The 24,987-nt window shown below is 75.3% G+C and carries 23 protein-coding genes; 8 read left to right on the top strand and 15 right to left on the bottom strand.

Features of this window, described 5'->3' with window-relative positions:
- Both ACH4D3_RS35895 and ACH4D3_RS35890 read right to left on the bottom strand, forming a co-directional pair.
- Nucleotides 1-951 carry a hypothetical protein gene (locus ACH4D3_RS35895; protein ID WP_398331318.1) on the bottom strand — a complete coding sequence of 317 codons (951 nt, stop codon included), beginning with the start codon at nucleotides 949-951 and terminating at the stop codon, nucleotides 1-3.
- A 97-nt stretch (nucleotides 952-1,048) separates the two neighbouring features.
- A complete protein-coding gene (locus ACH4D3_RS35890; protein ID WP_398331315.1) occupies nucleotides 1,049-1,555 on the bottom strand; it encodes a hypothetical protein in 507 nt (168 codons plus the stop codon).
- A 93-nt stretch (nucleotides 1,556-1,648) separates the two neighbouring features.
- Between ACH4D3_RS35890 and ACH4D3_RS35885 the strand changes: the two genes are divergently transcribed.
- A complete protein-coding gene (locus ACH4D3_RS35885; RefSeq protein WP_398331312.1) occupies nucleotides 1,649-2,908 on the top strand; it encodes a PP2C family protein-serine/threonine phosphatase in 1,260 nt (419 codons plus the stop codon).
- A 122-nt stretch (nucleotides 2,909-3,030) separates the two neighbouring features.
- Entirely contained in the window at nucleotides 3,031-4,110 is a 1,080-nt protein-coding gene (locus tag ACH4D3_RS35880) for a hypothetical protein (protein WP_398331309.1), read from the top strand.
- A gap of 252 nt (nucleotides 4,111-4,362) precedes the next feature.
- Here ACH4D3_RS35880 and ACH4D3_RS35875 read toward each other — a convergent pair whose 3' ends face one another.
- Nucleotides 4,363-4,545 (bottom strand): hypothetical protein, encoded by a 183-nt coding sequence (locus tag ACH4D3_RS35875; protein WP_398331306.1) that lies wholly within the window; start codon nucleotides 4,543-4,545, stop codon nucleotides 4,363-4,365.
- A gap of 112 nt (nucleotides 4,546-4,657) precedes the next feature.
- Here ACH4D3_RS35875 and ACH4D3_RS35870 point away from each other — a divergent pair, with 112 nt between their 5' ends.
- Nucleotides 4,658-6,007 carry a helix-turn-helix domain-containing protein gene (locus ACH4D3_RS35870; protein ID WP_398331303.1) on the top strand — a complete coding sequence of 450 codons (1,350 nt, stop codon included), beginning with the start codon at nucleotides 4,658-4,660 and terminating at the stop codon, nucleotides 6,005-6,007.
- A gap of 9 nt (nucleotides 6,008-6,016) precedes the next feature.
- On the opposite strand, the gene ACH4D3_RS35865 is transcribed toward ACH4D3_RS35870, so the two are convergent.
- The 8 genes from ACH4D3_RS35865 to ACH4D3_RS35830 form a co-directional block, all read right to left on the bottom strand.
- The gene (locus ACH4D3_RS35865) at nucleotides 6,017-6,871 is read right to left on the bottom strand and encodes a hypothetical protein (RefSeq protein WP_398331300.1); all 855 of its coding nucleotides are present in this window, start codon (nucleotides 6,869-6,871) and stop codon (nucleotides 6,017-6,019) included.
- A 133-nt stretch (nucleotides 6,872-7,004) separates the two neighbouring features.
- Nucleotides 7,005-8,675 carry a glycoside hydrolase family 13 protein gene (locus tag ACH4D3_RS35860; protein WP_398331297.1) on the bottom strand — a complete coding sequence of 557 codons (1,671 nt, stop codon included), beginning with the start codon at nucleotides 8,673-8,675 and terminating at the stop codon, nucleotides 7,005-7,007.
- Nucleotides 8,676-8,786: 111 nt separating this feature from the next.
- On the bottom strand, nucleotides 8,787-9,767 hold the full coding sequence (locus tag ACH4D3_RS35855; protein WP_398331294.1) for a nucleoside hydrolase: 981 nt from the start codon (nucleotides 9,765-9,767) through the stop codon (nucleotides 8,787-8,789).
- Between the two features lie 258 nt (nucleotides 9,768-10,025).
- Nucleotides 10,026-11,291: a threonine--tRNA ligase gene (gene thrS, locus ACH4D3_RS35850; RefSeq protein ID WP_398331291.1), complete on the bottom strand. Its 1,266-nt coding sequence runs from the start codon at nucleotides 11,289-11,291 to the stop codon at nucleotides 10,026-10,028.
- A gap of 217 nt (nucleotides 11,292-11,508) precedes the next feature.
- Entirely contained in the window at nucleotides 11,509-12,636 is a 1,128-nt protein-coding gene (locus tag ACH4D3_RS35845; protein ID WP_398331288.1) for a M24 family metallopeptidase, read from the bottom strand.
- A 4-nt stretch (nucleotides 12,637-12,640) separates the two neighbouring features.
- Nucleotides 12,641-13,012 carry a DUF6479 family protein gene (locus ACH4D3_RS35840; RefSeq protein WP_398331285.1) on the bottom strand — a complete coding sequence of 124 codons (372 nt, stop codon included), beginning with the start codon at nucleotides 13,010-13,012 and terminating at the stop codon, nucleotides 12,641-12,643.
- A 130-nt stretch (nucleotides 13,013-13,142) separates the two neighbouring features.
- On the bottom strand, nucleotides 13,143-14,021 hold the full coding sequence (locus ACH4D3_RS35835; RefSeq protein ID WP_398331282.1) for a serine hydrolase: 879 nt from the start codon (nucleotides 14,019-14,021) through the stop codon (nucleotides 13,143-13,145).
- A gap of 490 nt (nucleotides 14,022-14,511) precedes the next feature.
- Nucleotides 14,512-15,444, bottom strand: coding sequence for a LysR family transcriptional regulator (locus tag ACH4D3_RS35830; RefSeq protein WP_356862155.1), 933 nt, complete (start codon nucleotides 15,442-15,444; stop codon nucleotides 14,512-14,514).
- A gap of 115 nt (nucleotides 15,445-15,559) precedes the next feature.
- Between ACH4D3_RS35830 and ACH4D3_RS35825 the strand changes: the two genes are divergently transcribed.
- On the top strand, nucleotides 15,560-16,621 hold the full coding sequence (locus tag ACH4D3_RS35825) for an alpha/beta hydrolase family esterase (RefSeq protein WP_398331278.1): 1,062 nt from the start codon (nucleotides 15,560-15,562) through the stop codon (nucleotides 16,619-16,621).
- Nucleotides 16,622-16,638: 17 nt separating this feature from the next.
- On the top strand, nucleotides 16,639-18,279 hold the full coding sequence (locus ACH4D3_RS35820; RefSeq protein ID WP_398331275.1) for a penicillin-binding transpeptidase domain-containing protein: 1,641 nt from the start codon (nucleotides 16,639-16,641) through the stop codon (nucleotides 18,277-18,279).
- Nucleotides 18,280-18,295: 16 nt separating this feature from the next.
- Here the strand turns inward: ACH4D3_RS35820 and ACH4D3_RS35815 are convergent, their stop codons facing one another.
- Nucleotides 18,296-19,435: a cytochrome P450 gene (locus tag ACH4D3_RS35815; RefSeq protein ID WP_398331272.1), complete on the bottom strand. Its 1,140-nt coding sequence runs from the start codon at nucleotides 19,433-19,435 to the stop codon at nucleotides 18,296-18,298.
- 148 nt (nucleotides 19,436-19,583) lie between these two features.
- Between ACH4D3_RS35815 and ACH4D3_RS35810 the strand changes: the two genes are divergently transcribed.
- Nucleotides 19,584-20,315 carry a TetR/AcrR family transcriptional regulator gene (locus ACH4D3_RS35810; RefSeq protein WP_398331269.1) on the top strand — a complete coding sequence of 244 codons (732 nt, stop codon included), beginning with the start codon at nucleotides 19,584-19,586 and terminating at the stop codon, nucleotides 20,313-20,315.
- Between the two features lie 12 nt (nucleotides 20,316-20,327).
- Here ACH4D3_RS35810 and ACH4D3_RS35805 read toward each other — a convergent pair whose 3' ends face one another.
- From ACH4D3_RS35805 to ACH4D3_RS35795, 3 genes are all read right to left on the bottom strand, one after another.
- On the bottom strand, nucleotides 20,328-20,576 hold the full coding sequence (locus tag ACH4D3_RS35805; protein WP_398331266.1) for a twin-arginine translocase TatA/TatE family subunit: 249 nt from the start codon (nucleotides 20,574-20,576) through the stop codon (nucleotides 20,328-20,330).
- Nucleotides 20,577-20,697: 121 nt separating this feature from the next.
- A complete protein-coding gene (locus ACH4D3_RS35800; RefSeq protein ID WP_003975175.1) occupies nucleotides 20,698-21,153 on the bottom strand; it encodes a tellurite resistance TerB family protein in 456 nt (151 codons plus the stop codon).
- Nucleotides 21,154-21,283: 130 nt separating this feature from the next.
- Nucleotides 21,284-22,240 carry a sporulation protein gene (locus tag ACH4D3_RS35795; protein ID WP_398331262.1) on the bottom strand — a complete coding sequence of 319 codons (957 nt, stop codon included), beginning with the start codon at nucleotides 22,238-22,240 and terminating at the stop codon, nucleotides 21,284-21,286.
- A gap of 270 nt (nucleotides 22,241-22,510) precedes the next feature.
- On the opposite strand from ACH4D3_RS35795, the gene ACH4D3_RS35790 reads away from it, so the two are divergent.
- Both ACH4D3_RS35790 and ACH4D3_RS35785 read left to right on the top strand, forming a co-directional pair.
- Nucleotides 22,511-23,890, top strand: a complete 1,380-nt coding sequence (locus tag ACH4D3_RS35790; RefSeq protein WP_398331260.1) for a hemolysin family protein — start codon at nucleotides 22,511-22,513, stop codon at nucleotides 23,888-23,890.
- The gene (locus ACH4D3_RS35785) at nucleotides 23,887-24,912 is read left to right on the top strand and encodes a hemolysin family protein (RefSeq protein WP_398331257.1); all 1,026 of its coding nucleotides are present in this window, start codon (nucleotides 23,887-23,889) and stop codon (nucleotides 24,910-24,912) included. The genes ACH4D3_RS35790 and ACH4D3_RS35785 overlap by 4 nt, the downstream gene beginning before the upstream one ends.
- Nucleotides 24,913-24,987: the final 75 nt, after the last annotated feature.

Raw genomic sequence — 24,987 nt, 5'->3', positions numbered from 1 at the left:
TCAGAGCCGGGTGCGCGTCGGCCGGGGCGGGCCGGGCTCGGCGGAGGGCTTCGAGGGCTTCGAGGCCTTCGACGCGGGCTCCGCGGTGGACCGGCGGCGCCGGGGACGCCCGTACCGGCCCGTGAGCCACGAGGCCAGGGCGACCGTGAGGCCGAGGGCGACGAGGAGCCAGGAGGCGGTGCGCAGCGTTTCGGTGAGGGCGTCGTACACGGCGCCCGCGGCGGGGCCGTCCACCGGGCCGGGGAGTTCGGCGACGGTGAGCCGGCGGCCGACCAGGACGGCGAGGGCGAGCAGGGCGCCGCCGAGGGCGGTGCCGATCCCGGCGGCCGTGAGGGCGCGGCGGCGCCGGGCGGCCACGGCGATTCCGGTGACCGCGAAGACGACGGCCGCCAGCGGCAGCCAGAAGGCGGCGACGTCGAGCACGTGGTAGCCCTTCCTGAGCCGGTCCGCCGCGTGGGCCGGGAGCACGGTGACCGCGAGGTGGCGGACGGGGATGCGCCGGGCGAAGGGCACGTGGTCCTCGGCGAGCCGGTCCCGCACGCGTTCGGTGACGGGGGCCAGGTCGACGGTGATCGCGCGCCCGGCGGCGCCGTCGTCGCGCAGGGCGCGCAGTACGGCGGCGTGGACGGTGCGGTTGGCCGTGTCCCAGCCCTCGTGGAAGGCCTCGGTCCGGGTGAACGACCGGGCCGCGTCCCGCACGAAGAGCCGCACGGCGCCGTTCACGGGCCCGGCCGCGGCCTCGCCGACGAGCCCCGCGAACCCGGCGCCCAGCGTGTCGGCGGCCGCGTCCCGGACGTCCGGATCGTCGGCGAGCGGTGCCATGGAGGCGACGTAGCGGCCCGTGTCGGCCGGCCCGTGCATCGCCCAGGCCGCCAGCGTGGCGCACGGTGCGAGCAGGCTGGCGAGGACGATCAGGGCGGCCGACAGGGCGCTCCGGAGGCGGGGGGACACCCTCCCAGGCAAACTCCCGCGCCCCCGCCGGGCGACCGGCGTGACTGCATATGGCCCCCGAAGACGCCCTCCGAAGAGGCCCCCGGGGACGAGCCGGTCAGGTAGCGCGGGTGAGGGCGCGGTGCCTGGCCGCCCGGGCCTCCTCGGCGTCCTGGTGGGTGGCGTAGACGTAGTACAGCCCGGCCGTCACCGCCGCCGCGAACAGCAGGGACGCGAGGACGCAGGTGAACATCGCCACGCCGCTGCCCGAGTACAGGAAACCCAGGGCACTGCCCGCGAACGCCCCCCACAGCACCGCGTGGCCCTCGCGCGGCAGCCGGTCGGCCACGGCGCGGACGACGTACCAGAGGATCGCGAAGGCGAGCACCGTCATGAAGCCGAACAGCAGGTTCCAGCCGGTGATGGGGCCGCCGTGGCGGCGGACGGACGCCGCCCAGTAGCCGTAGACCAGGCCGATCGCCAGCGGCATCGCCCACTTCGCCAGCAGGTGGGTCCGCGCGCCGAAGACGTCGGGCGCCCGGCGCCCGGACGTATCCCGTCCGCTACCGGTGCCGCCGGTGCGGGCGCCGGTGGACGTTCCGCGTGTGGGTACCGCGTGAGCCATGAGAGCACTCCTCTCGCCTCGCCCCGTCTGCCCCCGTCTACCAGCGCACACCTGGGCCCGCCGACTGGCAAGTCAGGACGCGCGGCGGCCGGGATGCGGGCCGGTCGGGCGCGTGTTTCGCTGGGGCCCGTGAGGGGTCGTGTCCGAAGGCCGGTGCGCGCCCGGTGGCGGCCGCTCGGCCGGCTCGTGCAGGCCGCCGGTCTGGGCGACGCCGTGTCACGGCACGAACTGCTCAGCGTGCGCGGCCGCACGGTGGCCTGGGTGTTCCCCCTGCTGCTGCTCGTCGGCATCACCGCGGGCGACATCACCACCGGCGCCTTCGAGATCATCTCCTGGACCGTGCTGGTGCCGGGCGTCGCCGCCGCGATCTGCGGGGTGCGGGGAACGGCCGCCTTCGCCGTGCTCGCGGTCCTCGTCTACATCTGCGCCGACACGGTGTGGCAGCACCGCGACGAGACCGGGCTGCCCGGTCTGATCCTCGTCGTCCTGGGCGGTGCCATCGCCGTGGTGGCCGCCGGGTTCCGGGTCGACGGCGAGCGGCGCATGCTGCACATGCGGGACATCGCCGACACCACCCGCCGCACCGTGCTGCGCCCGCTCCCGGTGGGTTTCGGCGGCCTCGACCACGCCGCCGTCTACCTCGCCGCGGACAGCGAGGCCCGCGTCGGCGGCGACTTCTACGACATCCAGCCCGGACCGCACGGCACCCGGATCCTCGTCGGCGACGTGCAGGGCAAGGGGCTCGGCGCGGTGGAGACGGCCGCCGCGCTGCTCGGCACCTTCCGCGAGGCCGGGTACCACGAAGCGGACCTCGCGACGGTCGCCGAGCGCCTGGAGACCCGCATGGTGCGCCACCGCGAGCACACCGCGGCGCTCGGCCGGGCCGACGGCGACCGGTTCGCCACCGCCGTGCTGATCGGTTTCCCGCCCGGACTGCCGGACGCGGTCGACTGCGTCGTCTTCGGCCACGAACCCCCGATGGCGGTCGGCCCCCGCGGGGTGCGCCTGCTGCCGGTGGTGGGCGGGCTGCCGCTGGGCATGGCCGAACTGGCGCCCACCGGCCGGTCCGGGACGCCCCCGTCGCGCCGGCTGCACCTGGCCGAGGACGAGACGCTGCTGCTGGTCACCGACGGGGTGACCGAGGCCCGGGACCCCCGCGGGGTCTTCTACCGGCCGGCCGACGACATCGCCCTCGCCCTCGCCGTCGACCCGCGCAGCGCCGTGCCCGCGCGGCTGGTGTCCCTCGTCCGGGACGGCACGCTGCGGCACTGCCGGGGGCGGGTGGCCGACGACACCACGGTCTTCGCGGTACGGCGGACACCGGCCGGCCGGGAGCCGGCCGGCGGCGGCTGAGTGCCCCGCTTCGCAGCCGCAGCGGTTACGGTGCTGCCGTACGTGATCGAGATACGTGATCGAGACACGTGATCGACGTGCGTGATCGACATAGGTGAACGACAGGGGGAGGGGACAGGGACATGCCCGGAACCGTGCTGCTGCTCGCGGCGTCGCCCGTGGGCCGCGGGTGCCTGGTGGACGCCGCCTCCGTGCTCCCCGTGCTCGCGGCCGTGCCGCCCGCCGTGCTCTCCGGCACGGACACGGCGAACGTCGTCGAACTTGCCGACCCGCTGGAGCCGCAGGCCGTCCTGACCCGGCTGCGGGCCGCGGCGGCGGCCCCCGGGCCGCTCACGGTCTACGTCGCCGGGCAGCTCCAGCTGGACCGGCGCCAGCGCCTGCCGCACCTGGCGCTGGCCCGCACGACCCCGTCGACCGTCCGCTACACGGCGCTGCCCTGGCACTGGATCCGCGAGGAGCTGCGGCTGCGGCCGAGCGGCGCGACGACGCTGCTGCTCGATCTGCACGCCGACCACGAGACCTGGCAGTGGCTGCGGACCAGCCCGCTGGACTCCGGTCGCAACAACGCCGTCTACGGTCGCGTCGCGCCGCCGCCCACCCGGCGGGCGGTGGCCGTCCCGGCGTACATGCGGGGCGTGGCGACGATCCTGCGCAGCGGGCACCGGCCGCCCCCGGACGAACTGCACCAGCAGGCGCTGGCCCGCGCCGCCGCCGACGCCCCGGTCAGCGGCGCGGTGACCGGCGCCGACCTGGTGCTGACGGCGCCGGGGCCGGTGGCGGGCGACCCGCACGCCGTCATCGCCGTCGCCGTGCGCTCCGGGCGGCACGGGGACGCCGACGCGCTCGCCGCCCGGCACGAGCGGGCCGCGGCCCACGCGCACGGGCCCGCCTCCGAGGACGCGCTGCACTGGACGGAGGTCCGGGCCGACCTGGCCATGTTCGCGGGGGACCCGGTGCGCAGCTGCCGGTCCTGGCTGACCGTGGCCGAGGCCCGGCTCGGCGCCGGGCAGCTCCCGCAGGCGCCCGCCGTGGAGGCGGCCGTCGACCGGGCCCACCACCAGTGGGGGCGGATCCGCGACGCCGGACCGGCCCGCGAACTGGGCGCGGCCCTCGCCGCGCTGCGCGGCCGCGTGCCGGGCCGCCGGGAGGGCGCCCTGGACCACGTCCGGCGCGAACTGAGCCGGCTCCAGACCCAGGGCTGAGCGCACCGGCTCCGGCCGCGGGATCGAGGGCGCCCCGCCCGGCGGACGGGAATTGTCAGACAGGCCCTAGGGGGTGTCGTTTGGATCTTGCCGGGGTCGCGGGCCCTGGCACGCGCATCTGCGGCGTTGTCGTCGGTTGCCAGGGCTCCGCCCTGTCGCCCTCCTCCGCCTTGCAGCTGCACGCACCATGCCCCGCTCGGGTCGGCCACAAGGCGCCGTCGCTCGGAGCCGGCCTGATCCAAACGACACCCCCTAGCCGTCCGCCGAAGCCAGCTCGTCCGCGGGTGGGGCGGCCTCCTGGGCCGGTGCCGGGGCCGGGGACGGTGCCGTGTCCGCGGGGCCCGCGTTCGCGGCCAGCAGCAGGCAGACCACGGCGGCGACGGCGGCGGCGAGCGCTCTGGCGTAACGTTCGGCGGTGCGGAAGCGTACGGGCACGGTGTCCTCTGCGGGATGAGGGATTGTGTCAAGCGCGGTTAAGCGCGCTTAATACGCGGTTTAACCTAGAGCCGTCCGCGCCGAACGGCAAGAGCCTCATGGGGAGTTGGCAGTGGGGGACCGTGACGACCGAAACGCCATCGGACGCCGGGTGCAGCGCCTGCGCGCCGAGCGCGGCATGACCCAGCGCCAGCTCGCGGAACCGGCGTACACACCCGCCTACATCTCCACCCTGGAGGCCGGCCGCGTCCGCCCCTCCGACGAGGCGCTGCGGCACCTCGCCGACCGCCTCGGGGTCGAATACGAGGAGCTGGCCACCGGACGCCCCGCCCGCCTCGCCACCGACCTGCGGCTCCGGCTCACCGAGGCGCAGCGCACCCTCGCCACCGAGGGCGCGGAGCAGGCGGCCGCGCAGTACACCGGGCTGCTCGCCGAGGCCGAGACGTACGAGCTGGCCGAGGAGCGGGCCGCCGCGCTGCTCGGGCTCGGCGAGTGCGCCGTGGAGACCGGCGAACTGGCGGCGGGACGGCAGTACTTCGAGCGGGCCGAGCAGTGCCTCACCGACGCCGGGGCCCCACTGCCCGCCCGGGTCCCTGCCCTGCGCGGACGCGCGCTCTCGCACTACCTCGCCGGTGAACTGCGGTACGCCGTCTACCTGCTGGAGTCCACCCTGGACGAGCTGAACCGCGGCGGTCTGCACGACCCCGACGCGCTGCTGCTGCTCTACGCCAGCGCGATCGGCCCGTACATGGACATGGGCGCCCACGCGCGCGCCGCCCAGGCCGCCGAACTCGCCCTCGCCCTCGCGCCCAGCGCCGGTGACCCCGCGCTGGTGGCCCGGATGCACCGCTCGGTCGCCCGCACCCTGCTCGCCGAGGGCCGCCTCGCCGAGGCCGACGCCTCGCTCGCCAAGGCGGCCGAGCTGTACCGCACCCTGCAACTGGGCACCGAGCTGGCCAACTGCCACTGGATGCGCGGCTACGTCTGCGCCCAGAACGGCGAACTGCCGCGCGCCGAGGCGGAGATGCGTGAGGCCCTCGCCATGCTCTCGGCCACCCGGGCCGCCCTGTACAGCAGCCAGGTCGCCGTCGAGCTGGCCGACGTACTGCACCGGCGCGGCAAGTCCGAGGAGGCCGCCGAGCTGCTGCACGGGGTGCTCGACGACCTCTCCTCCGAACGCGGCGCCGTGCACTCCGCGGGCGCGCACCGGCTGCTCGGCATCATCGCCGAGGACGCCCGGGACACCGAGGCCGCCGAGGAGCACTACGTCCGTGCGCTGAGCCTGCTGGAGCGGGCCGGCGCGGCCGGTGACCTGGCCGACCTGTGCCGCCTCCTGGGCGACCTGCTGCGCCGCACCGGCCGGGTCGAGGCGGCCCTGGACGCCTACCGCACCGGCCTCGGGCACCGCACCGCGCCCGGCACCACCACCCTGGGCCCGGCCCCCGCCCAGCCGCCGCTGTAGCCCCGCGCCCTAGATCTGGGCCCGGCCCTGTCGCCTGGCCTCCGCAAGGCGGCCGGTGCCGATCTCGACGGATGCCCGGGTGGCGTCGTCGGCCGGTTCGCCGAGGGTGCCGTTGGTGAGGCTGATCGCGTCGTCGCCGAGGCGGACGGCGACCAGGTCCACGGTGAGGATCCCGTCGCGGGCGTCCCCGCCGGAGCCGGCCTCCGGCGCCGTGCCGCCCACCGTCACCCGCAGGCCCCGGCTGGCGTCCCCCGCCTGCGGCAGGGTCAGGCCGGTGACGCGGACGTCCCGGGCGGTGCCGTGGGCGGCCCGGGCCGTGAAGTGCCCGCACGCGTCCGGCAGCGTCCCGAGCCACGCCAGCGTCCGGTCGAGGTCGGCGGCGCGGTAGGAGGTGACCCGGTAGTGCAGCTGCGCCCCGTCCTGCGTGTCGTCCAGGGCGGCCGTGGCCCGGGGCACGGTGGCGGCGTCCGAGCCGAAGAGGTCCTCGGTGTAGAGGACGTCCAGCAGCCGTCGGCAGTCGGGCCGTTCGGCGGTGGCCTTGAGCAGTTCGTCGCGCCAGGTCGCGGCGCCCCGCGTCGGCTCCCACGCCTCCCCCAGGTCGGCCGCCGTGATCAGGGCGGCCCGCGCCTGCCCCCGGGTGAGCGCCGGCGGCAGCCCGGGTGACGGAAGCGCGGCCGGGGACTGCGCGGTCGGCGGCACGGTGCCGTCCGCCCCGTCCGCGCCCCGCCCGCCACCGACGCAGGCGGTCGCCGTCAGCGCCAGTGCCGCCGCGAGCGCGGCACCGGGCAGCGGACGGACGGCGGAAATGCGCGACGGTCGGGCGGCGGGAACGCGTGACGGTCGGGCGGCGGGGGCGTGCTGCATCGGTGCCTCCTGGAGGGCCGGTGCGACCGGCGCCGTACAGGATCGGTCACCTCTCCACGGCACCACCGTCCCCGCCCCGCCACCAGCGTGCGCGGCCGTCCGGGTGAGCGCGCCGGGCGGCCGCGCGGACCGGCTACAGGCCCAGCCACACCGTCGTGTCCGGGCCCAGCCTGCCGTCCTCCAGGGGCGCGCTGGAGAGCAGCACCTCGCCGGCCGGCAGGTCGACCGCGCTGCCGGAGAGGTTGGTGACGCAGCGCCAGCCGTCCGAGCGGTCGAACCGCAGCACCCCCGCCGGGACGTCGTCCGACCAGGTCAGCGCCTCGCCGTCGAGCAGCTTGCGGCGCAGCCGCAGCGCCGTGCGGTACAGCTCCAGCGTCGAGCCCGCCACCCCGTCCTGGGCCTGGACGGCGTACGCCGCGAAGCCCGGCGGCTGCGGCAGCCACGCCGCGCCCGCGCCGAAGCCGTACGAGGGCCCCTCCGGCGTCCAGGGCAGCGGCACCCGGCAGCCGTCGCGGCCCTTGCGGACGTGGCCGGTCTGCTCCCAGATCGGGTCCTGGAGGACCTCGGTGGGCAGGTCGGCCACCTCGGGCAGCCCCAGCTCCTCGCCCTGGTAGACGTAGGCCGATCCGGGCAGCGCCAGCATCAGCAGCGTCGCCGCGCGGGCCCGGCGCAGTCCGGCCGCCGGGTCGACGGCGGGCGCGTGGCCGCCGGAGAGCAGCCAGGCGTCGGTGTCCGTGTCCGGCGGCAGCACGAGGCGGGTGGCGTGGCGCACGACGTCGTGGTTGGACAGCACCCAGGTCGCCGAGGCGCCGGCGGCCCGCGCGTCGGCCAGCGAACCGGTGATGACCTCGCGCAGCTCGGCCGCGTCCCAGCCGGTCTGGAGGTACTCGAAGTTGAAGGCCTGGCCCAGTTCGTCCGGGCGGGCGTACAGGGCGCGCCGGGCGCCCGGGACCCAGGCCTCGGCGACGGCCGTGCGGGGCGGGGTGTAGGCGTCGAGGATCTTGCGCCAGTCGCGGTAGACCTCGTGGACGTCGTCGCGGTCGTAGAAGGGGTGGGTGCCGGGCGCGAACCGCGCGAGGGCCGCCTCGCCGCTCAGCTCGGGGTCGCCCAGGTCGCGCAGCGGCTCGGTCAGGTCCTTGACCAGCGCGTGCGCGACGTCGACGCGGAAGCCGTCGACGCCGCGGTCGCACCAGAACCTCAGCGTGGTGCGGAAGTCGGCGCGCACCTGCTCGCTCTCCCAGTTCAGGTCGGGCTGCTGGGGCGCGAACAGGTGCAGGTACCACTGCCCGTCGGGCACCCGCCGCCAGGCGCTGCCGCCGAAGACGGACTGCCAGTCGGTGGGCGGGAGTTCGCCGTGCGCGCCGCGGCCGTCGCGGAAGACGTACCGGTCCCGGGCCGCCGATCCCGGACCGGCGGCCAGCGCCTCCCGGAACCAGGCGTGGCGGTGCGAGGTGTGGTTGGGCACCAGGTCGACGATCACCTTCAGGCCCAGCCGGTGGGCCTCGGCGGCCAGCGCGTCGAAGTCGTCCAGCGTGCCCAGGCGCGGGTCGACGTCGCGGTAGTCGTCGACGTCGTAGCCGCCGTCGGCGAGTTCGGAGGGGTAGAAGGGGCTGAGCCACAGGGCGTCGACGCCGAGGGCGGCCAGGTGGGTCAGGCGCTGGGTGACGCCGCGCAGGTCGCCGAGCCCGTCGCCGTCGGCGTCGGCGAAGCTGCGGGGATAGACCTGGTAGATGACGGCCTGCCGCCACCAGTCGGGGTCCTTGGACGACAGATCCGGGGTGCTGGCGGTGCTGCGTACGGTCACGCGGCCTCCTTCGAGATGCCGAGTCGGTACGTGCGGGCGGCACGAACTGATCTGGTACGTCTGTCCAGATCACCCGAAAAGCGAACCCGTGCGCCCGCGACGCGCCGGTGGCTACGCTCCCGTGCGCTCGACCGTGTCGAGGTACAGGTCCACGTACCGGGCCACGTCCACGTCCAACGCCACGTCGATCAGGGGCTGTTCGCGCATGCCGTCGTGCAGTTCGGACTCGCCGACGCGCAGCCTGCGGTCGACCAGGGTCTGGCCGCGGGACGGGCCGGGGGCCAGGGACACCTCGACGGGCAGCCGGTGCGTGGTCAGGCCCGCCGGGTCGATCACCGCGCAGACCGCGCCCGCGTCGCCGAGCCCGCCGCCGGGGTCCGTGGCGTCGGTGGCCGGGCCCCGGTGGGCGAGCAGCTCCCCGGCGAGCCGGGTGCCGGGCTCGGCGCTCGCGCGCAGCCGCCGTACGTCGGCGCCGGGCACGATCACCCGCTCGAACACGTCGAGCCCGTACATCGTGATCGGCACCCCGGCGGTGAGCAGGATCGCGGCGGCCTCCGGGTCGTGCCACACGTTGAACTCGGCGACCGGGGTCGCGTTCCCGGTGGCCACCGCGCCGCCCATGAACACGATCCGCTCGATGTTGCCGGTGACCTCGGGGTGGGTGCGCAGCAGCAGCGCGATGTTGGTCAGCGGCGCGGTGGGGATCAGGGTGACCGGCCGCGGGGAGGCGAGGATCTCCCGGCGCAGCAGGGTCACCGCGTCCACGTCGGCGGGGGCGCGGGTGGGCGCGGGCAGTCCGAGGTCGCCCATGCCGTCGGCCCCGTGCACGTGCCGCGCGGTGCGCACGCCCTCGATCAGCGGCCGCCCGGCACCCCGGGCGACGGGGACGTCCGGGGCACCGGCCCGCTCCAGCACGGTCAGCGTGTTCCGGACGACGCCCGCCACGTCCGTGTTCCCGGCCACGCAGGTGACCGCGCGCAGGTCCAGGCGGGGGTGGCGGACCGCCAGCAGCAGGGCCAGGGCGTCGTCGATGCCGGTGTCGCAGTCGATGATCACCGGAATGGGCTGCTGCTGCTCGGAGACGGTGCGCACGGCCGGGGCTCCTTGTTGCTTCGCGGGGACGCCGATGCCGGTGACCCTACGCGGGCCCGGCCGTGTCCCCGCAGCTCGGCACCACGACGGCGCCCTCCCACCCGGCGCGCGGAGGACGGGCGCCGCGGCCCCCGGCGCGGGCGGGCGGGGTTCGCGCGGCCCGGGCCGCGCGTGCCGTCCGGTCGGCGGCCGGTGCGGAGAGGCCGCGACCCCCGGCGCGGAACGCCGGGTTCGTGGCCCCGCACGGCGGGTGCGGGCTCAGCCGGACGGCCACAGCTCGGGGCCGCGTGCCTCGACCCGGTCGGTGATGCGGTGCAGAAGCTCGGTGCCGGACAGTTGCCCGGGCCGGCGGCCGTCGCGCAGGCGCACGTCGACGAGGTCGCCGTCCTGCGCCTCCCGCGCGCCGATCACCGCCTGGTACGGCACCTTCCGCGCCGCCCGGACCCGGGCACCGAGGCTGCCGCGCTCCGGGTCGGCGACCTCGGCGCGCAGGCCCAGGCCGGTGGCCTGCCGCAGCAGGGCGTGCGCCGCCTCCCGCTGCGCCCCGGCCACCGGGAGCACCACCAGCTGCACCGGGGCCAGCCACGCCGGGAACGCGCCGCCGTGCGCCTCGATCAGGTGGGCGACCGCTCGTTCCACGCTGCCGATGACACTGCGGTGCACCATGACCGGGCGGTGCCGGGCGCCGTCGGGGCCGAGGTAGCGCAGGCCGAAGCGTTCGGGCTGGTGGAAGTCGATCTGGACGGTGGACAAGGTGGACTCGCGCCCGGCCGCGTCCTCGATCTGTACGTCGATCTTGGGGCCGTAGAAGGCCGCCTCGCCCTCCACCGCCTCGTACGGCAGTCCGTCGAGCGCCTCGCGCAGCAGCGCGGTGGCCCGCCGCCACAGCTCCGGGTCGGCGACGTACTTGCCGCCGGGACCCGGCAGGGACAGGCGGTGGCGGGTGGCCCGGATGCCGAGGTCGGCGTGGGCGCGGCGGATGAGCCCGAGGGCGGCGCGGGCCTCGGCGGCGGCCTGGTCCGGGGTGCAGAAGATGTGTGCGTCGTTGAGGTGGATGGCGCGCACACGGGTCAGTCCGCCGAGGACGCCGGAGGGCTCGGAGCGGTACATGGCGCCCAGCTCCGCGATGCGCAGGGGAAGCTCGCGGTGGCTGCGGGCGCGGGAGCGGTAGACCAGGGCGTGGTGCGGGCACAGGCTCGGGCGCAGCACGACCTCCTCGGCGCCCAGCTCCATCGGCGGGAACATGTCGTCGCGGTAGTGCTCCCAGTGCCCCGAGATCTCGTACAGCTCGCGTTTGCCGAGGACGGGCGAGTAGACGTGCCGGTAGCCGGCCCGGAGCTCCGCCTCGCGGACGTACTCCTCCAGGGTGTGGCGCACGACCGCGCCGTCGGGCAGCCAGTACGGCAGGCCCGCGCCCATGAGGGGGTCGGTGTCGAACAGCGCCAGTTCGCGGCCGAGCCGCCGGTGGTCGTGGTTCCGGTCGTGATTCGGGTCGTGGTTCGGGTCGTGGTTCCGGTCGTGCATGGTGGTCTCCCTCGGACGGAGCGGTCCACGGGACGAGCACCACGTGACGAAGCCCCGGGGCGCTCGCCCCGGGGCTTCGGACTTCTGGTCAGCAGTCAGCGCGCCGGGACGAGTCCCGGCGTCGTCTCCAAGAACGGACGGACGCGCTTCATGGGGACGACGGTACGGGGGCGCCGGGCGCGGACGCGAGTGGATTTCCCCGGCCCCGGCGAAGCCGTCAGTGCACGATCACCAGCTCCTGCGAGGTGGTGTTGAGCCGTCGGCCCCCGTCCTCCGTACAGGTCACGACGTCCTCGATGCGGACGCCGAAGCGGTCCGGGAGGTGGATGCCGGGCTCGATGGAGAAGCACATGCCCGGTTCGAGGGGCTGCTCCTCGCCCTCCACCAGATAGGGCGGCTCGTGGGTGGTGACGCCGACGCCGTGGCCGGTCGGGCGCGCGCCGTGCCCGGCGTGCCCGGCCTCCTCGATCACCGCGCGGGCCGCCCGGTCGACCTCCTGGCAGGACACCCCGGGCCGCACCGCCTCGAAGGCCGCCCGCTGCGCGGCCCGGACGGTCTCGTGGACCCGCAGCTCCTCGTCCGTGGGCGCCCCGACGTGGACGGTGCGGGCGATGTCGAAGCCGTAGCCGTCCTTGAGGCCGCCGAAGTCCAGGACGACCATGTCCCCGTCCCCGATGACCCGGTCACCGGGCCGGTGGTGCGGGTCGGCCGCGTGCGGCCCGGCGCCGACCACCGTGAAGTCGACGCGGCTGTGTCCGTGCGCGCGCAGCAGCCCGGCCAGGTCGGCGGCCAGCTCGCGCTCGCTGCGCCCGCCGAAACGCAGCCCGAGGACCTCCTCGTACGCGGTGTCCGCCGCCGCTGCCGCGGCCGTCAGCCGGGCCACCTCCTGCTCGTCCTTCACCGCGCGCCGCATGGGCAGTACGACGGACAGCGGCTGGTAGGTGGCCAGCGGCAGGGACGCCTGGAGGCAGAGCAGGTGCAGCGCCCACGTCGCGTCGGAGACGGCGTACCGGCCGTGCGGGCGCAGCAGACCGGCTGCGGCGGCGTAGGCGTCCTGGCCCTCCCACCAGTCGGAGACCCGTATCGCGCCCGCGCCGGGGGCCGTCTCGGCGGTCGGGCGGTCGATCGCGGGCACCAGCAGCCGGGGCTGGGAGGTGGCGGTGAGGACGAGGAGGGTGAGCCGTTCGGTGGGGGCGGTGGGCCGGTAGCCGCACAGCCACACCATGTCGGGGCCCGGGGTGACCAGCACCCCGGCGAGCCCGAGGGCCGCGGCCTCGTACGCGGTGCGGTCCATGCGGGCCGCGTAGACCTCGTCCGCGAAGGCGCCGGGGGCGGCGTCGTCCACGACCTCAGACGTGTCCCGGCCCACCGCTGCCGAAGGCCCCGCTCGACCCCGGCAGCCAGCGGCGCCGCTTCTGGTCCTCGCCGCGGCGGCTGCCCGAGTGGTGCAGCTCGTAGGGCATGAGCCGCGGGCTGCCGTCGTTGTTCAGCGGGATCTCGTCGGGTTCGCGCATCTCGCGCTCCTCGTGGACGGCCCCGGTGTCCGGGAGGTGCGGCTGTTCGTCGGCGCGGGGGCGGTCCGGCTCCCGGTCCATGACTCGCATGCCGACGCGTACGGCCCAGACCAACGCCCCGGCGATCACCAGCCCGATGATGAAGGCCACTGTCACTTTGAGCCCGCCCGAGGGCGCGGCCAGCAGTACATACGTTGCCGTACTCATGTTCTGATTATGTACCCCCAAATGAGATAAAGCGCCTGATATGTCCTTGTCCATGATCCTGGCCATGTCCTGACGCGTGAACGCGCGAACGCGCGATTGGGGCGGGCCGGTGGCTGGTACTCGTCAGGGGTCAGGGTGCCCGCAGGGCGTCCACCGCGATCCGGGCCACGGTGCCGATCACCGCGTCGGCCGCCGGGAGTACGGCCGCGGTGTGGGCGGTGCGGGTGAAGACGGCCACGGCGTAGCGGCCGCCGTCGGGGTACTCGACGACGCCGACCTCGTTGCGCAGGGTGGGCAGGCTGCCGGTCTTGCCGGCCACGTGCACGTCGTCGAAGGGGAAACCCGAGGCCAGGCGGTGCGGCCACACCTGGAGGCCCATGATCCGGCGCATCGCGGCGCCGTACTCGGGCGGGCAGGCCTCGTCCCGCCACACCGCGCCGAGCAGGCGGGTCATGTCACGGGGGGTGCTGTGGTTGGTGCGGGCCGGGTCCAGGGCGCGCAGCCGGGTGATGACGTGCGGGTCGGTCAGCGCCCGGGCACCGGCGGGCCCGGCGTCCTCGCGCATGGTGCCCAGCATCTCGCCGAAGCCGTACACCGCCCGCGTCCGGGTGAGGCCGAGCCGGGCCGCGGTGCGGTTGACGGCGTCCAGGCCGACCCGGCGCAGCAGCAGGTCGGCGGCGGTGTTGTCGCTGACGGACATCATCAGGTACGCGGCGTCGCGCAGGGACAGCAGGACCGGGTCGAGCATGGCCGCGAGTCCGGTGGGCCCCGGGGTGCGTTCGGTCGGCGGGCACTCGATCCGCTCGGTGAGGTCCAGTTCCCCGGCCGCCGCCAGCTCGTGCAGCGTCACCAGCACGCACAGCTTGTGGACACTGGCCGTGCAGACCGGCTGGTCCGCCCCGGCGCCGACCTGCGCCCCCGAGTCGATGTCCACGGCGTGCAGCCACCCGGTGACCCCGGCGTCGGCGAACGCGGCGTCCAGCCGGGCGGCGGTGGCGGTGTCGGTCATGACCGCTCCTCCGGTGCCGGGCCGGGACCCACCGGCAGCCCGGCCGCGGCGACGCGCGCCCCGGCCCGGGCCCGCCCACTCCGCAGGCCGCCGCCGAGGGCGTGCGAACGGGCGGGGGCCGTCGGGCGTGCGCGGTCGGGGTGGGTGGGGGTGGTGGGGTGCGTCGGTCGGGGGTGCGGAGTGGTGGCGGTCGGGGCCGGGCCTGCGGTGCCGGGGTCGGGCGTCGTCGGCCTGGTGTCCGGTGTGAGGGGTGCGCCGGTTGAGGTGGGGGTCGTCGGGCGTGCGCGGTTGGGGTCGGTGGGGTTGGTGGGGTGTGTCGGTTGGTGGTGGGGGGTGGTGGTGGTCGGGGCCGGGTCTGCGGTGCCGGGGTTGGGGGTCGTCGGGCGGGCGGCCGGTGTGAGGGGTGCGCCGGTTGGGGTGGGGGGCGTCGGGCGGGCGCGGTCGGGGGTGGTGGGGTGCGTCGGTCGGGGGCCGACGGCGGCGGTGTCGGTCAAAGCCAGTACTCCGATGCCGGGCGAAGGTGCAGGGGCCGGGCGGGTGCCTCGGAGTGGGCGCCGGCTGTGGTGCGCAGGGCGTGGGTGGCCGCGTCCGCGAAGGCGCCGACGGCGGCGTCGCCGCGCCCCTTGGGCCAGGCCGCGGAGTGCCGCCAGGCGGGCGGGGCCCCGGCCAGCGGGCGCCAGACCAGGTCCTGGTCGCCGGGGGCCACCAGCCGGGTGTCGCGGGGGCCGAGGGCGACGGCCCCGGACGACAGGACCAGGCCGCGGACGAAGCTCGCGCCCTGGCCGTGCCGTACCGCGGCGGGCGTGTACCCGCCCCGGGCGCAGGCGGTGAGCAGGTCGTCGTAGACCGCGGGCGCGTCGGCGCGCGGGAAGAGGACCAGGTCGTAGCCGGTGAGCGCGGCGAGCGGCACGGCGTCCAGCTCCGTCTGGGGCGCGCCGCGCGGCAGCAGTACGCCGAGGTCGCGGCGGAGCACCGGGCCCAGTTCCAGGCCGGTGACGTCGCACGGGTGGTGGATGAGGCCGACGTCCAGCTCGTGGGCGGCGAACCCGGCGAGCTGCTGGGCGGTGGTCAGCTCGTGCAGCTCCAGTTCGAGCCCCGCGTGCCGGCGGCGGAAGTCGGCCAGCAGCGCGGCGACGGTCTCGCCGGAGATGTCGGGGGACAGGGCGGCGCGCAGCAGACCGCTCTCGCCGTCCCGGATGCGGCGCGCCGCGGTCCGCAGCGCCTCGGCGCGGGCCAGCAGCTCACGGGCCTCGGCGAGCAGCAGCGTGCCCGCCTCGGTGATCGTCACCTGCCGGCTGGTGCGCTCGAAGAGCCGGACGCCCAGCTCCTTCTCCAGCCGCTGGATGCGCTGCGACAGGGGCGGCTGGGCCATGCCGAGCCGGGCGGCGGCACGCCCGAAGTGTGACTCTTCTGCAACAGCCACGAAGCACTCCAGGTGCCGCACCAGGTCCACGACCAGTAATCATATCGGGGATTGATCGATCCGAAATCCATATCGGTCTTGGACAGAGGCTCGGCGGGGTTGCTCTCCTCGGGCCATGCGCTCCTTCCGTGACCGTGACCCCGCGCTCCGCGCCCGCCGGTGGGCCGGCGGGCTCGCCCTCGCCCTCCTCCTCCCCCTGGCCGGCTGTGCCACCGACACCGACGCCGACGCCGACTCCGGGCGTCCGGGAGCGTCGTCGAGCGCCCCAGCCCCCGCCCCCACCCCCTCCGCCACCGCGGCGCCGGAGGTCCGCGCCCAGCTCCGGGTGGACGGTGACGTCCGCCAGTACCTCCTGCACCGGCCCCCCGCCACCGAGGACGCCGAGGACGCGGAGGACGCCGGCGACGGCCCGAGGCCCCTCCTCATCGCCTTCCACGGCCGCGGCGCCGACGCCGCCGAACTGCGGGCGAAGACCCGGCTGGAGCGGGCCGCCACCGCGCGCGGCATGCTCGTCGCCTTTCCCGAGGGCCTCGGCCACGGCTGGGGCGCGGGCGCACAGGCGACGAAGCAGCGCCCGGACCCCGCCCTGGACGTGCGGTTCACCGAGGCGCTGATCAAGCACCTGGTCCGCACCGAGCGGGCCGACCCCGCTCAGGTCTACGTCGCCGGGTTCTCCAACGGCGGCTCGATGGCCCTGCGCATGGCCGCCGACCGCCCCGCCCTGCTGGCGGGTGCCGCCTCGGTCTCCGGCCAGCTGCCCACGGGCGACGCCGCGGTGGAGCCCACCGGGCCGGTGCCCGTCATGGTCGTCTACGGCGCCGACGACCCCGTACGGCCCCTCGCGGGCCTGCCCTCCCCGCCGCCGGACCCGGAGGAGCCGATCCTGCCGACCCGGTCGGCGCGGGACAGCGCGGCGGCGTTCGCGGCGGCCGGGGGCGCGGGCGAGCCGGTCACGCGGCAGGAGAAGGGCTACGACCGGACGGTGTGGCGGCTCGGCAACGAGGCCCCCGGCGGCTCCCGGCGGCCCGGCGGCACCGTGCAACTCCTCGTCGTCGACGACGCCGGTCACACCTGGCCGGGCTCGACCGTCCCCCCGCCCGAGGGGTTCGGCCCCGTCAGCAAGGCCCTCGACGCCACCGACACGATCCTCGACTTCCTCACCGGCCCCGGCCGCTGACCGACAAGGACCTCGCCATGTCCGACGTTCCCCGCTTCACCCCTCCCCGCCGCCGCAGGCCCCGCAACGGTGTGCGGGCCGTCGCCGCCGTGGGTGTCGTCCTCGCGATCGCCGCGGGCGGCTCGTACGCCGCCGGGTTCGGCCCCTTCGCGCGCGGCGACGACGGCCCCGACCCGGCGGCGACGGAACAGGCGCGCGCCTTCCTCGCCGACTGGGCAGCCGGGCGCCTGCCGAGCGCGGCCGGACGCACCACCGAGCCCGGCAAGGCGCAGGAGGTGCTGCAGAGCTTCACCGCGGGACTCGACATCGAGAAACCGAAGCTGACGGCGGCGGACGACGGCGTGCGGGAGGACGAGGACGGCACCCTCGGCATCCCCTTCACCGCCCGGATGCCGGTCACCGGCCTGGGCACCTGGACGTACGAGTCGGAGCTGCCGCTGCGCGAGCAGGACGACGGCGGCTGGAAGGTGGACTGGCGGCTGTCGCTGGTGCACCCGCGGCTGAGCGAGACGGAGAAGTTCCGCCTGGAGCGCGAGGAGAGCGCCCCGCCGAAGGTCACCGACCGCGAGGGTGTCTCGCTCGTGGGCGCCGAGTACCCGTCCCTGTCCCCGCTCCTGGGCCGGCTCGCCGGTGACGCGGGCGGCGGCGGTCCGCGCGGCGCGGTCGAGCTGGTCGACCGGGCCAGCGGCGAGACCGTACGTACCGAGGCGTCCTTCGGCAAGGAGCCCGACCCGGCGACGGCGGACCGGCCCGTGCGCACCACCCTGGACGCCACCTGGCAGTCGGCCGCCGAGCGGGCTCTCGGCGAGGCCGACGGCAAGAACGCCTCCCTGGTCGCGCTGCGCGTCGACAACGGCGAGGTGCTCGCCCTCGCCAACTCGCCCTCCTCGGGCTTCAACCGCGCCGCCTCCGGCACCTACGCGCCCGGCTCCACCTGGAAGATCGTCACCAGCAGCGCCCTGCTGCTCAAGGACGCGGTCGCGCCCGACGACGTGGTCGACTGCCCCAAGTACCTGACGGTGGGCAAGGAGTTCCACAACGTGGAGACCTCCGAGCACCCCGGTGCCACCTTCCGCAAGGACTTCACCGAGTCCTGCAACACCGCCTTCATCAGCCTGCGCGGCAAGCTCGACGACGGGGAGCTGGGGAAGGTCGCGCGCACCTACTTCGGGGTCGGCCAGGAGTGGCACATCGGCATCCCGACGTACGACGGCTCGGTGCCGGTGCCCAAGGACGAGACGGAGAAGGCCGCGTCGATGATCGGGCAGGGCCGCGTCCAGGCCAACCCCCTGATCATGGCGTCGGTGACGGCCACCGCGGTCTCCGGGGAGTTCCACCAGCCGTCCGTCACCGCGGGCAACGAGAACGAGACCCGCACCGAGCCGCTGCCCGACGAGGTCGTCACCCAGCTGCGCGGGCTGCTGCGGGCCACCGTCACCGACGGCACCGCGCGCGTCCTGGCCGACCTGCCCGGCGAGATCGGCGCCAAGACCGGCACCGCCGAGGTCTCCGACGACCAGGACAACAACGGCTGGCTCGTCGCCCACCGGGGCAACGTCGCCGTCGCCGTGGTCGTCGAGGAGGGCGTCACCGGCGGCGGCTCGGCCGGGCCGATCGTGCACAGCCTGCTGTCGGCCGTACCGGAGGACCCTTCCTGAGCCCGTACCGAGCGGATCAGCCGAGCCGCACCGGCAGTTCCACCAGCCCCCGCAGCAGGGTGCTGGTGCGCCAGGTGAGCGTCGCCGGGTCGGCGGCGAGGGCGAGCGCGGGATGCCGGTCGAGCAGCAGGCGTACGGCGACGGCGGCCTCGACGCGGGCCAGCGGGGCGCCCAGGCAGTGGTGCGGGCCGTGGCCGAAACCGAGGTGGCCCCGCGGGCGGCGGCCGATGTCGAAGCGGTCGGGGTCGGGGAAGTGCCCCGGGTCGCGGGAGGCGGCGGCGAGGGAGACGAGCACCGAGTCGCCCGCCGCGATCGCGGTGCCCGCCAGCTCCAGCGGCTCGGCCGCGAAACGGAACGCGGAGGCGTGGACGGGCGAGTGGTACCGCAGCGACTCCTCCACCGCTGCCTCGGTCAGCTCCGGCTCGGCGCGCAGGCGGGCGAGCTGGTCGGGGTGGGTGAGCAGGCCGTGCACGGTGGCCGAGATCAGGTTGACGGTCGTCTCGTGACCGGCGACGAGGATGAGGAAGGCCATGCCGAGCAGTTCGCCGGGGGTGAGTTCGCCGCGGTCGGCGGCGCCGACCAGATCGCCGAGCAGCGTGCCGTCCGGGGTGCGGCGCTTGGCGTCGGTCAGCTCGGTGAGGTAGCCGGTCAGCGCGGTCGCCGCCGACCCGGCCGCCTCGGGCGAAGTGGGCATGACCAGCTCGTTCGACCAGGTGTGGAAGCCCTGGCGGTCGGCCTCGGGCACGCCCAGCAGCTCGCAGATCACCGTGACCGGCAGCGGCAGCGCGTACCGGGCGACCAGGTCGGCCGTGCCCGCTCGCGGCAGCGCGTCCAGCAGGTCGTGCGCGACGCGTTCGACGCGCGGGCGCAGGGCGGCGGTCCGGCCCGGTGTGAAGTGTCCGGCGACCAGCCGGCGCAGGCGGGTGTGCTGCGGCGGGTCGCTCTGGAGCATGTTGTGGCCGATGGCGTGCCCGCCGTCGCTCTGCCAGGACGCGGAGTGCCGGATGTCGTTGCGCAGCCGGGGGTCGGTGAGCGCGGCCCGCGCCGCGTCGCGCGTCACCACCAGCAGGCTCTCCCCGCTGCCCGGCACGAGCACCCGGTGCACGGCGCCCACGGCCCGCAGGGCGGCCAGTTCCTCGGAGGTGGGCGCGGTCATGGGACCTCCTGTGAAAGAGACGGCTGAACGGGGAGTGCTAAACGGAGAATGCTAAACGGGGAGTGCTCCCCATTTCCTCGGCCGACGATAGCATCGGCGTTCGGAGCACGGGGAGCACTCCCCGGTTCGTACGATCCGGAGGGCGAGGATGACCGTCGGCGCACGCGACGGAGCGCCCCGGCAGCGACGTGACGCACGGCGCAACCGGGAGCTTCTGCTGGAGGCGGCCCACGAGGTGTTCACCGAGCAGGGGCTGGACGCCGCGCTGGACGTGATCGCGCGCCGCGCGGGGGTCGGCAACGCGACGCTCTACCGCCACTTCCCCACCCGTGCCGCTCTGGTGGACGCCGTGTTCCGGGACTCGCTGACCGGCACGATGGACGCCGGGGAGCGGGCCAGGAAGGCGCCGGACGCGTGGGCCGGGCTCACCGGCTATCTGGAGGCGGTCTTCGGCGCCCTGGCCGCGGACCGGGGCTCCAACGACCTCATGACCACGCACCTGCGGGGCGTCGACAGCCTGGAGGCGGTGCACGAGCACAACCGCCGGACCGTGGACACGCTGCTGACCCGCCTGCGCGACGAGGGCACCGTCCGCGCCGACGTCACCACCGAGGACGTACTGTTCGGGCTCGCGGCGCTCGGCCGCGCCGTCCCGGCCCTGACCGCCGCGACCGCGGCCACGGCGGCCGCCGAGTCCGCGGACGTATCCGCGCCGGATGCCTGGCGCCGCCCTCTCGCCCTGTTCCTGGGCGGTCTGCGCGCCGCACCGGTCGCCGCGGCCCTGCCCGCGCCCGCGCTCACCGCCGCCGAACTCGGCGAGGTGCTGCGCGAACTGGGCCCGCACCGCACCCGCGCCGGGGACCGCGAGCCCCGCGCGTGAGGCGGGCCGGGCTCAGCCCCGGGAGCCGGTGCCCGTGCCGGTACCGCTGTCGGTACCGGGGTCGGTGTCCTCGCGCTTGACCGTCTCCCCCGGGATGACGCGCGGCGTCCCCGGTTCGTCCGCGTCCCGGGCCGCGCGGGCCTCGGACTTGAGGATGCGGGCCGACTTGCCGGCCGAGCGGGTCAGCTCGGGGAGCTTCTTGACGGCCAGGACGGCCGCGACGACGACGAGAATGATCGCGAGCTCGCTGAGTCCGAACACGGCGCTCTCCTGGGGACGTACGGTTGCGGGCCCGCGGCACGGGCCCGCACGGAATCTACGGCACGGCCGGCGGGCCCGGCGCCCGCGGGGCCTGGTGACTCTCGGACGCTTTCAGGGGCTCTCAGAGGTCGAACTCGTGCGGCGGCAGGTCGAGGGCGTAGCACGCCTCGCGGACCACGGCGCGCTCGTCCTTGTCGAAGTCCCCGTCGGCGCCGCCGATCACGATGCCGATCTGGACCACGGCCCGCGCCTCGGCGGGCTTCTTCTTCGCCTTGGCGATCTCCTGGAGGATGCCGACCTTGCCGAAGGCGAAGTCGGCGGTCAGCTTGTCCAGGTTCTCCTCGAAGCGGCGGCGCAGGTCGTCGGCGGGGAAGTTCTGCAGCACCTCGTTGGTCGAGATCAGCTGCGCGACCCGCTGCCGCTCCGAGGCGTCGACGGTGCCGTCGGCCGCCGCGACCAGCGCGCACATCGCCATGCTCGCGTCGCGGAAGGCGCCGCTCTTGAGGTCGTTCTTCTTCGCCACGAGCTGCGTCTGCATCTGCGACGCGGACTCCTTGAAGCGGTCCCACAGGGCCATGAGAACTCCGTACTCCGTACCGGTCGGACGGGAAGGGGGGTGACGGGAAGGGGTGTGAGGGGAAGGGGTGATCGGGCTGGTCGCGGAGACCGGGACCCGGCCCCGAACCTCTACAGCACTGTAGAAGCTATCAGTCTTCCCCGTCGTCGGAGTCGCCCTCGAAGAAGTCCCCCACCTCGTCGACGACTTCGGCCGCCACCATCCCCCCGGCGATCCCCGCGGCCCCGGCCATGACGGCCGCACCGACCCCGGAGTCGTGGCCGTACACCGCGTGGGAGCCGTACGACGCCCGGTGCTCGACCAGCTCCCGCACCCAGCCGTCGACGAGGGCGTTCCAGTCCTGCGGTCCGGCGGGGCCCTCGTGCGGGACGGTGAAGCGGCTGAGCGCGTCGTGGCCGCCGTGGCCGTCGGGGCCGTCGGTGAACGGGCCGCCGCGCTTGTCCGCCTCCAGCACCACCTCGAGGGCGCCGGGCACGGCCAGGAAGGTCAGCTCGATCTCGTCGACCTGGTGGGCGTAGTGCGGGGGCGGGGACAGCTCGATCTCCTGGTAGAAGGGCAGCTGCTGCCCGGTGCCGCCGATGCGGCCGTACTCCAGGTCGGCGGAGCGGAAGCCGAAGCCGAGCCCGCCGAGGGCCTCCAGGACGGCCTCCTGGGCCGGGAGCGGCGCCACGGCGAGCGGGTCCAGGTCGCCGCTGTCCCGGGCGCCGGCGACCGCCAGCTCGGTGCGCACGCCGAGCACGACGCCCAGCTGCTGCCCGTACAGCTCGGTGGCCGGGGTCTCCCAGGGCAGCGTCACCGTGAACGGGATGCTCGTCTCCTCGCCCGCCGCGAGCCGGAAGGCCCCGCCCACGGTGTGCCGGTCGAAGACGACGACGCCCTCGCCGTCGCCCCCGTGCTCCCCGTGCTCGGTTTCCACGCGGGCCACCAGCTCCAGTGCGACGTGCTCGACGTCGTGGTCCGTGGTGCCGCCGACGAGGTGGACCCGGCCGGACAGGGTGCCTCCCGGCCGGGCGGCGCCCGGGTCGAGCGTCGTGTCCACCGTGGGTCCGCCCACGCCGAGGGAACCGAGCAGCCGCTTGAACACCATCGAGGCGTTCTCTCCTTCACGTTCGTGTGGGGAACAACCGGAACCGCCCGGCCGTTCTCTACAGGCGAGTAGAAGCATAGGGGTCTCAGGACTCCCGATCTTTTTGCTCGTCCTTTACCATGAGGGAGAACCCTCGGGTGCCCGGCTGGTACCGGCGCCCATCGACCCCGTTAAGGAGTCCCGTTCCGTAATGGAGCCCCCTAGTACCGGCCGTGCCGCGGCCCGCCCGCCAGTTCCCCCGTACGTGCGTGAGGGAAGCGGGGTGGCACGGTGACCGAGGTCCTGCTGCTCCTGCTGGCCCTCCTGCTCACCCTCGCCTGCGCGGTCTTCGTCGCGGCCGAGTTCTCCCTCACCACCGTCGAGCGCTCCGACCTGGAGCGTGCCGCCGAGTCCGGTGAGCGCGGCGCGGACGGCGCCCTGAAGGCCGTACGCTCCCTGACCCTCCAGCTGTCCGGTGCCCAGCTCGGCATCACGGTGACCTCGCTGGTCATCGGCATGCTGGCCGAGCCGTCGATCTCGGTGCTGCTGCGCGGCCCGCTGACGGCGATCGGCCTGGGCGGCGCCGCCTCGACGGTGGCGACCCTGCTCGGCGTGGTGCTCTCCACCGTCGTCCTGATGGTCGTCGGCGAGCTGGTCCCCAAGAACTGGGCGATCTCCCGCCCGCTGGCCGTCGCCAAGGTCGTCGCGGGCCCGCAGCGCGGCTTCACCACCGCCTTCGGCCCCTTCATCCGGCACCTGAACGGCACGGCGAACCGTGTCGTGCGCCGCTTCGGCCTGGAACCGGCCGAGGAGCTGGCGTCCGCCCGCAGCGCCGAGGAGCTGGTCGCCCTCGCCCAGCACTCGGCCGCGGAGGGCGCCCTGGAGGCGGACTCGGCCGAGCTGTTCGTCCGTACGCTCCACCTGAGCGAGCTGACCGCGGAGAACGTCATGACGCCGCGCGTGGACGTCAAGGCCCTGGAGGCCCACGCCACCGCCGCCGACGCCGCGAACCTCTCGCACGCCACCGGCCTGTCCCGCTTCCCGGTCTACCGGGACAGCCTGGACGAGGTCGTCGGCACGGTCCACATCCGCGACGTGCTGGCCCTGGAGCCGGACCGGCGCCGGGCCACCCCCGTCACCGAGCTGGCCACCGCGCCGCTCCTGGTGCCGGACAGCCTGCCCGCCGACCGCCTGCTGGAGCGCATGCGCGCCACCCGCACCATGGCCGTCGTCATCGACGAGTACGGCGGCACGGCGGGCGTGGCGACGGTCGAGGACATCGTCGAGGAGGTCGTCGGCGAGGTGCGCGACGAGCACGACCCGGTCGAGATACCGGACCTGCTGCCCGCCCCCGCCGACCCCGACGGCCGCGCGGCCTGGGAGGCCGACGGCTCGCTGCGCCTGGACCACCTGGAGCGCATCGGCCTGACCGCGCCGGAGGGGCCGTACGAGACCCTGGCCGGCCTGGTCGCCACCCACCTGACGCGCATCCCCGCCAAGGGCGACGTGGTCGCCCTGGACGGCTGGCGCATCGACGTCCTCGACGTCGACCACCACCGCGCCGACCGCCTCCGCGTCACGGCCCCCGTGCCGGACGACGCCCGGTCGGCGTACCAGCAGCAGCCGGCCGGCGAGCGGTCGGCGCGGGACGAGCGGGAGCCGGCCCGATGACCGTCGTACAGCTCTTCATCGGCGCGCTGACGCTGCTGACCAACGCGTTCTTCGTGGGCGCCGAGTTCGCCATGATCTCGGTGCGCCGCAGCCAGATCGAGCCGCGCGCGAAGACGGGCGACAAGCGCGCCCGGATGACCCTGTGGGGCCTGCAGCACATCTCCCAGATGATGGCCACGGCCCAGCTCGGCATCACCGTCTCCTCCCTGGTGCTCGGCGCGGTCGCGGAACCGGCCATCGCGCACCTGATGGAGCCGGTGTTCGAGGCGGTCCACATGCCGCACGCGCTGGTCCACCCGGTGGCCTTCGCCATCGCCCTGGCCCTGGCGACGTACCTGCACATGCTGATCGGCGAGATGATCCCGAAGAACATCGCGCTGGCCGCCCCGGCGACCACCGCGCTGCTCCTCGGCCCGCCGCTGGTCGCCCTCACCCGGGCCCTGAAGCCGGTCGTCTTCGGCATCAACGCCTTCGCCAACACGCTCCTCAAGCTGCTGCGGGTGGAGCCGAAGGACGAGGTCGAGGCCGTCTTCACCGACGACCAGCTGGCCCGCATGGTGGTCGACGCCAGCGAGGCCGGACTGCTCACCCCGGCCGACGGCGAACGCCTGCGCGACGCGCTGGAACTGGGCACCCGCCCGGTCGGCGAGATCCTGGTCCCGGCCCAGAAGATGCGCACCGTCCCGCACACGGTCACCCCGGCCGAGCTGGAACGCATGGCCGCCGACGCGGGCTACTCCCGCTTCCCGGTGACCGGCCCCGGCGGCACCGTCCTCGGCTACCTGCACATCAAGGACACCCTGGGCCTGACCGACCGCGAGAGCCCCTTCCCGCGCACGGCCCTGCACCGCGTCACCCGCGTCCGCATCGACACCCCCCTGGACGACACCCTCACCGCCCTGCGCACCGAGGACAGCCACCTGGCCGCCGTCACCGGCGAGACGGGCTCGGTCCTGGGCTTCGTCACGATGGAGGACGTCCTGACAGAACTGGTGGGCCCGACGACGCCGGTGGCGTCGTAACGCGACGCGGCCGATCGCCCCCCGGTCGGCCGCGTTCCGTTCCCTTCCAGGCGCCTTGTGCGGTTGACCCCCGAT

The organism is Streptomyces sp. NPDC018026 (assembly GCF_044327745.1).
Lineage (GTDB): Bacteria > Actinomycetota > Actinomycetes > Streptomycetales > Streptomycetaceae > Streptomyces > Streptomyces rubrogriseus.
Note: the sequence above shows the minus strand (reverse complement) of the source record. Positions and strands in the feature narration are given on the sequence as shown.

Coding starts and splice junctions, on each gene's coding strand:
- ACH4D3_RS35835 (WP_398331282.1), bottom strand. CDS start 14,021: ATGACCGACACCGCCACCGCCGCCCGGCTGGACGCCGCGTTCGCCGAC.
- ACH4D3_RS35880 (WP_398331309.1), top strand. CDS start 3,031: ATGCCCGGAACCGTGCTGCTGCTCGCGGCGTCGCCCGTGGGCCGCGGG.
- thrS (WP_398331291.1), bottom strand. CDS start 11,291: ATGCACGACCGGAACCACGACCCGAACCACGACCCGAATCACGACCGG.
- ACH4D3_RS35890 (WP_398331315.1), bottom strand. CDS start 1,555: ATGGCTCACGCGGTACCCACACGCGGAACGTCCACCGGCGCCCGCACC.
- ACH4D3_RS35785 (WP_398331257.1), top strand. CDS start 23,887: ATGACCGTCGTACAGCTCTTCATCGGCGCGCTGACGCTGCTGACCAAC.
- ACH4D3_RS35825 (WP_398331278.1), top strand. CDS start 15,560: ATGCGCTCCTTCCGTGACCGTGACCCCGCGCTCCGCGCCCGCCGGTGG.
- ACH4D3_RS35885 (WP_398331312.1), top strand. CDS start 1,649: ATGCGGGCCGGTCGGGCGCGTGTTTCGCTGGGGCCCGTGAGGGGTCGT.
- ACH4D3_RS35810 (WP_398331269.1), top strand. CDS start 19,584: ATGACCGTCGGCGCACGCGACGGAGCGCCCCGGCAGCGACGTGACGCA.
- ACH4D3_RS35820 (WP_398331275.1), top strand. CDS start 16,639: ATGTCCGACGTTCCCCGCTTCACCCCTCCCCGCCGCCGCAGGCCCCGC.
- ACH4D3_RS35865 (WP_398331300.1), bottom strand. CDS start 6,871: ATGCAGCACGCCCCCGCCGCCCGACCGTCACGCGTTCCCGCCGCCCGA.
- ACH4D3_RS35840 (WP_398331285.1), bottom strand. CDS start 13,012: ATGAGTACGGCAACGTATGTACTGCTGGCCGCGCCCTCGGGCGGGCTC.
- ACH4D3_RS35795 (WP_398331262.1), bottom strand. CDS start 22,240: ATGGTGTTCAAGCGGCTGCTCGGTTCCCTCGGCGTGGGCGGACCCACG.
- ACH4D3_RS35815 (WP_398331272.1), bottom strand. CDS start 19,435: ATGACCGCGCCCACCTCCGAGGAACTGGCCGCCCTGCGGGCCGTGGGC.
- ACH4D3_RS35800 (WP_003975175.1), bottom strand. CDS start 21,153: ATGGCCCTGTGGGACCGCTTCAAGGAGTCCGCGTCGCAGATGCAGACG.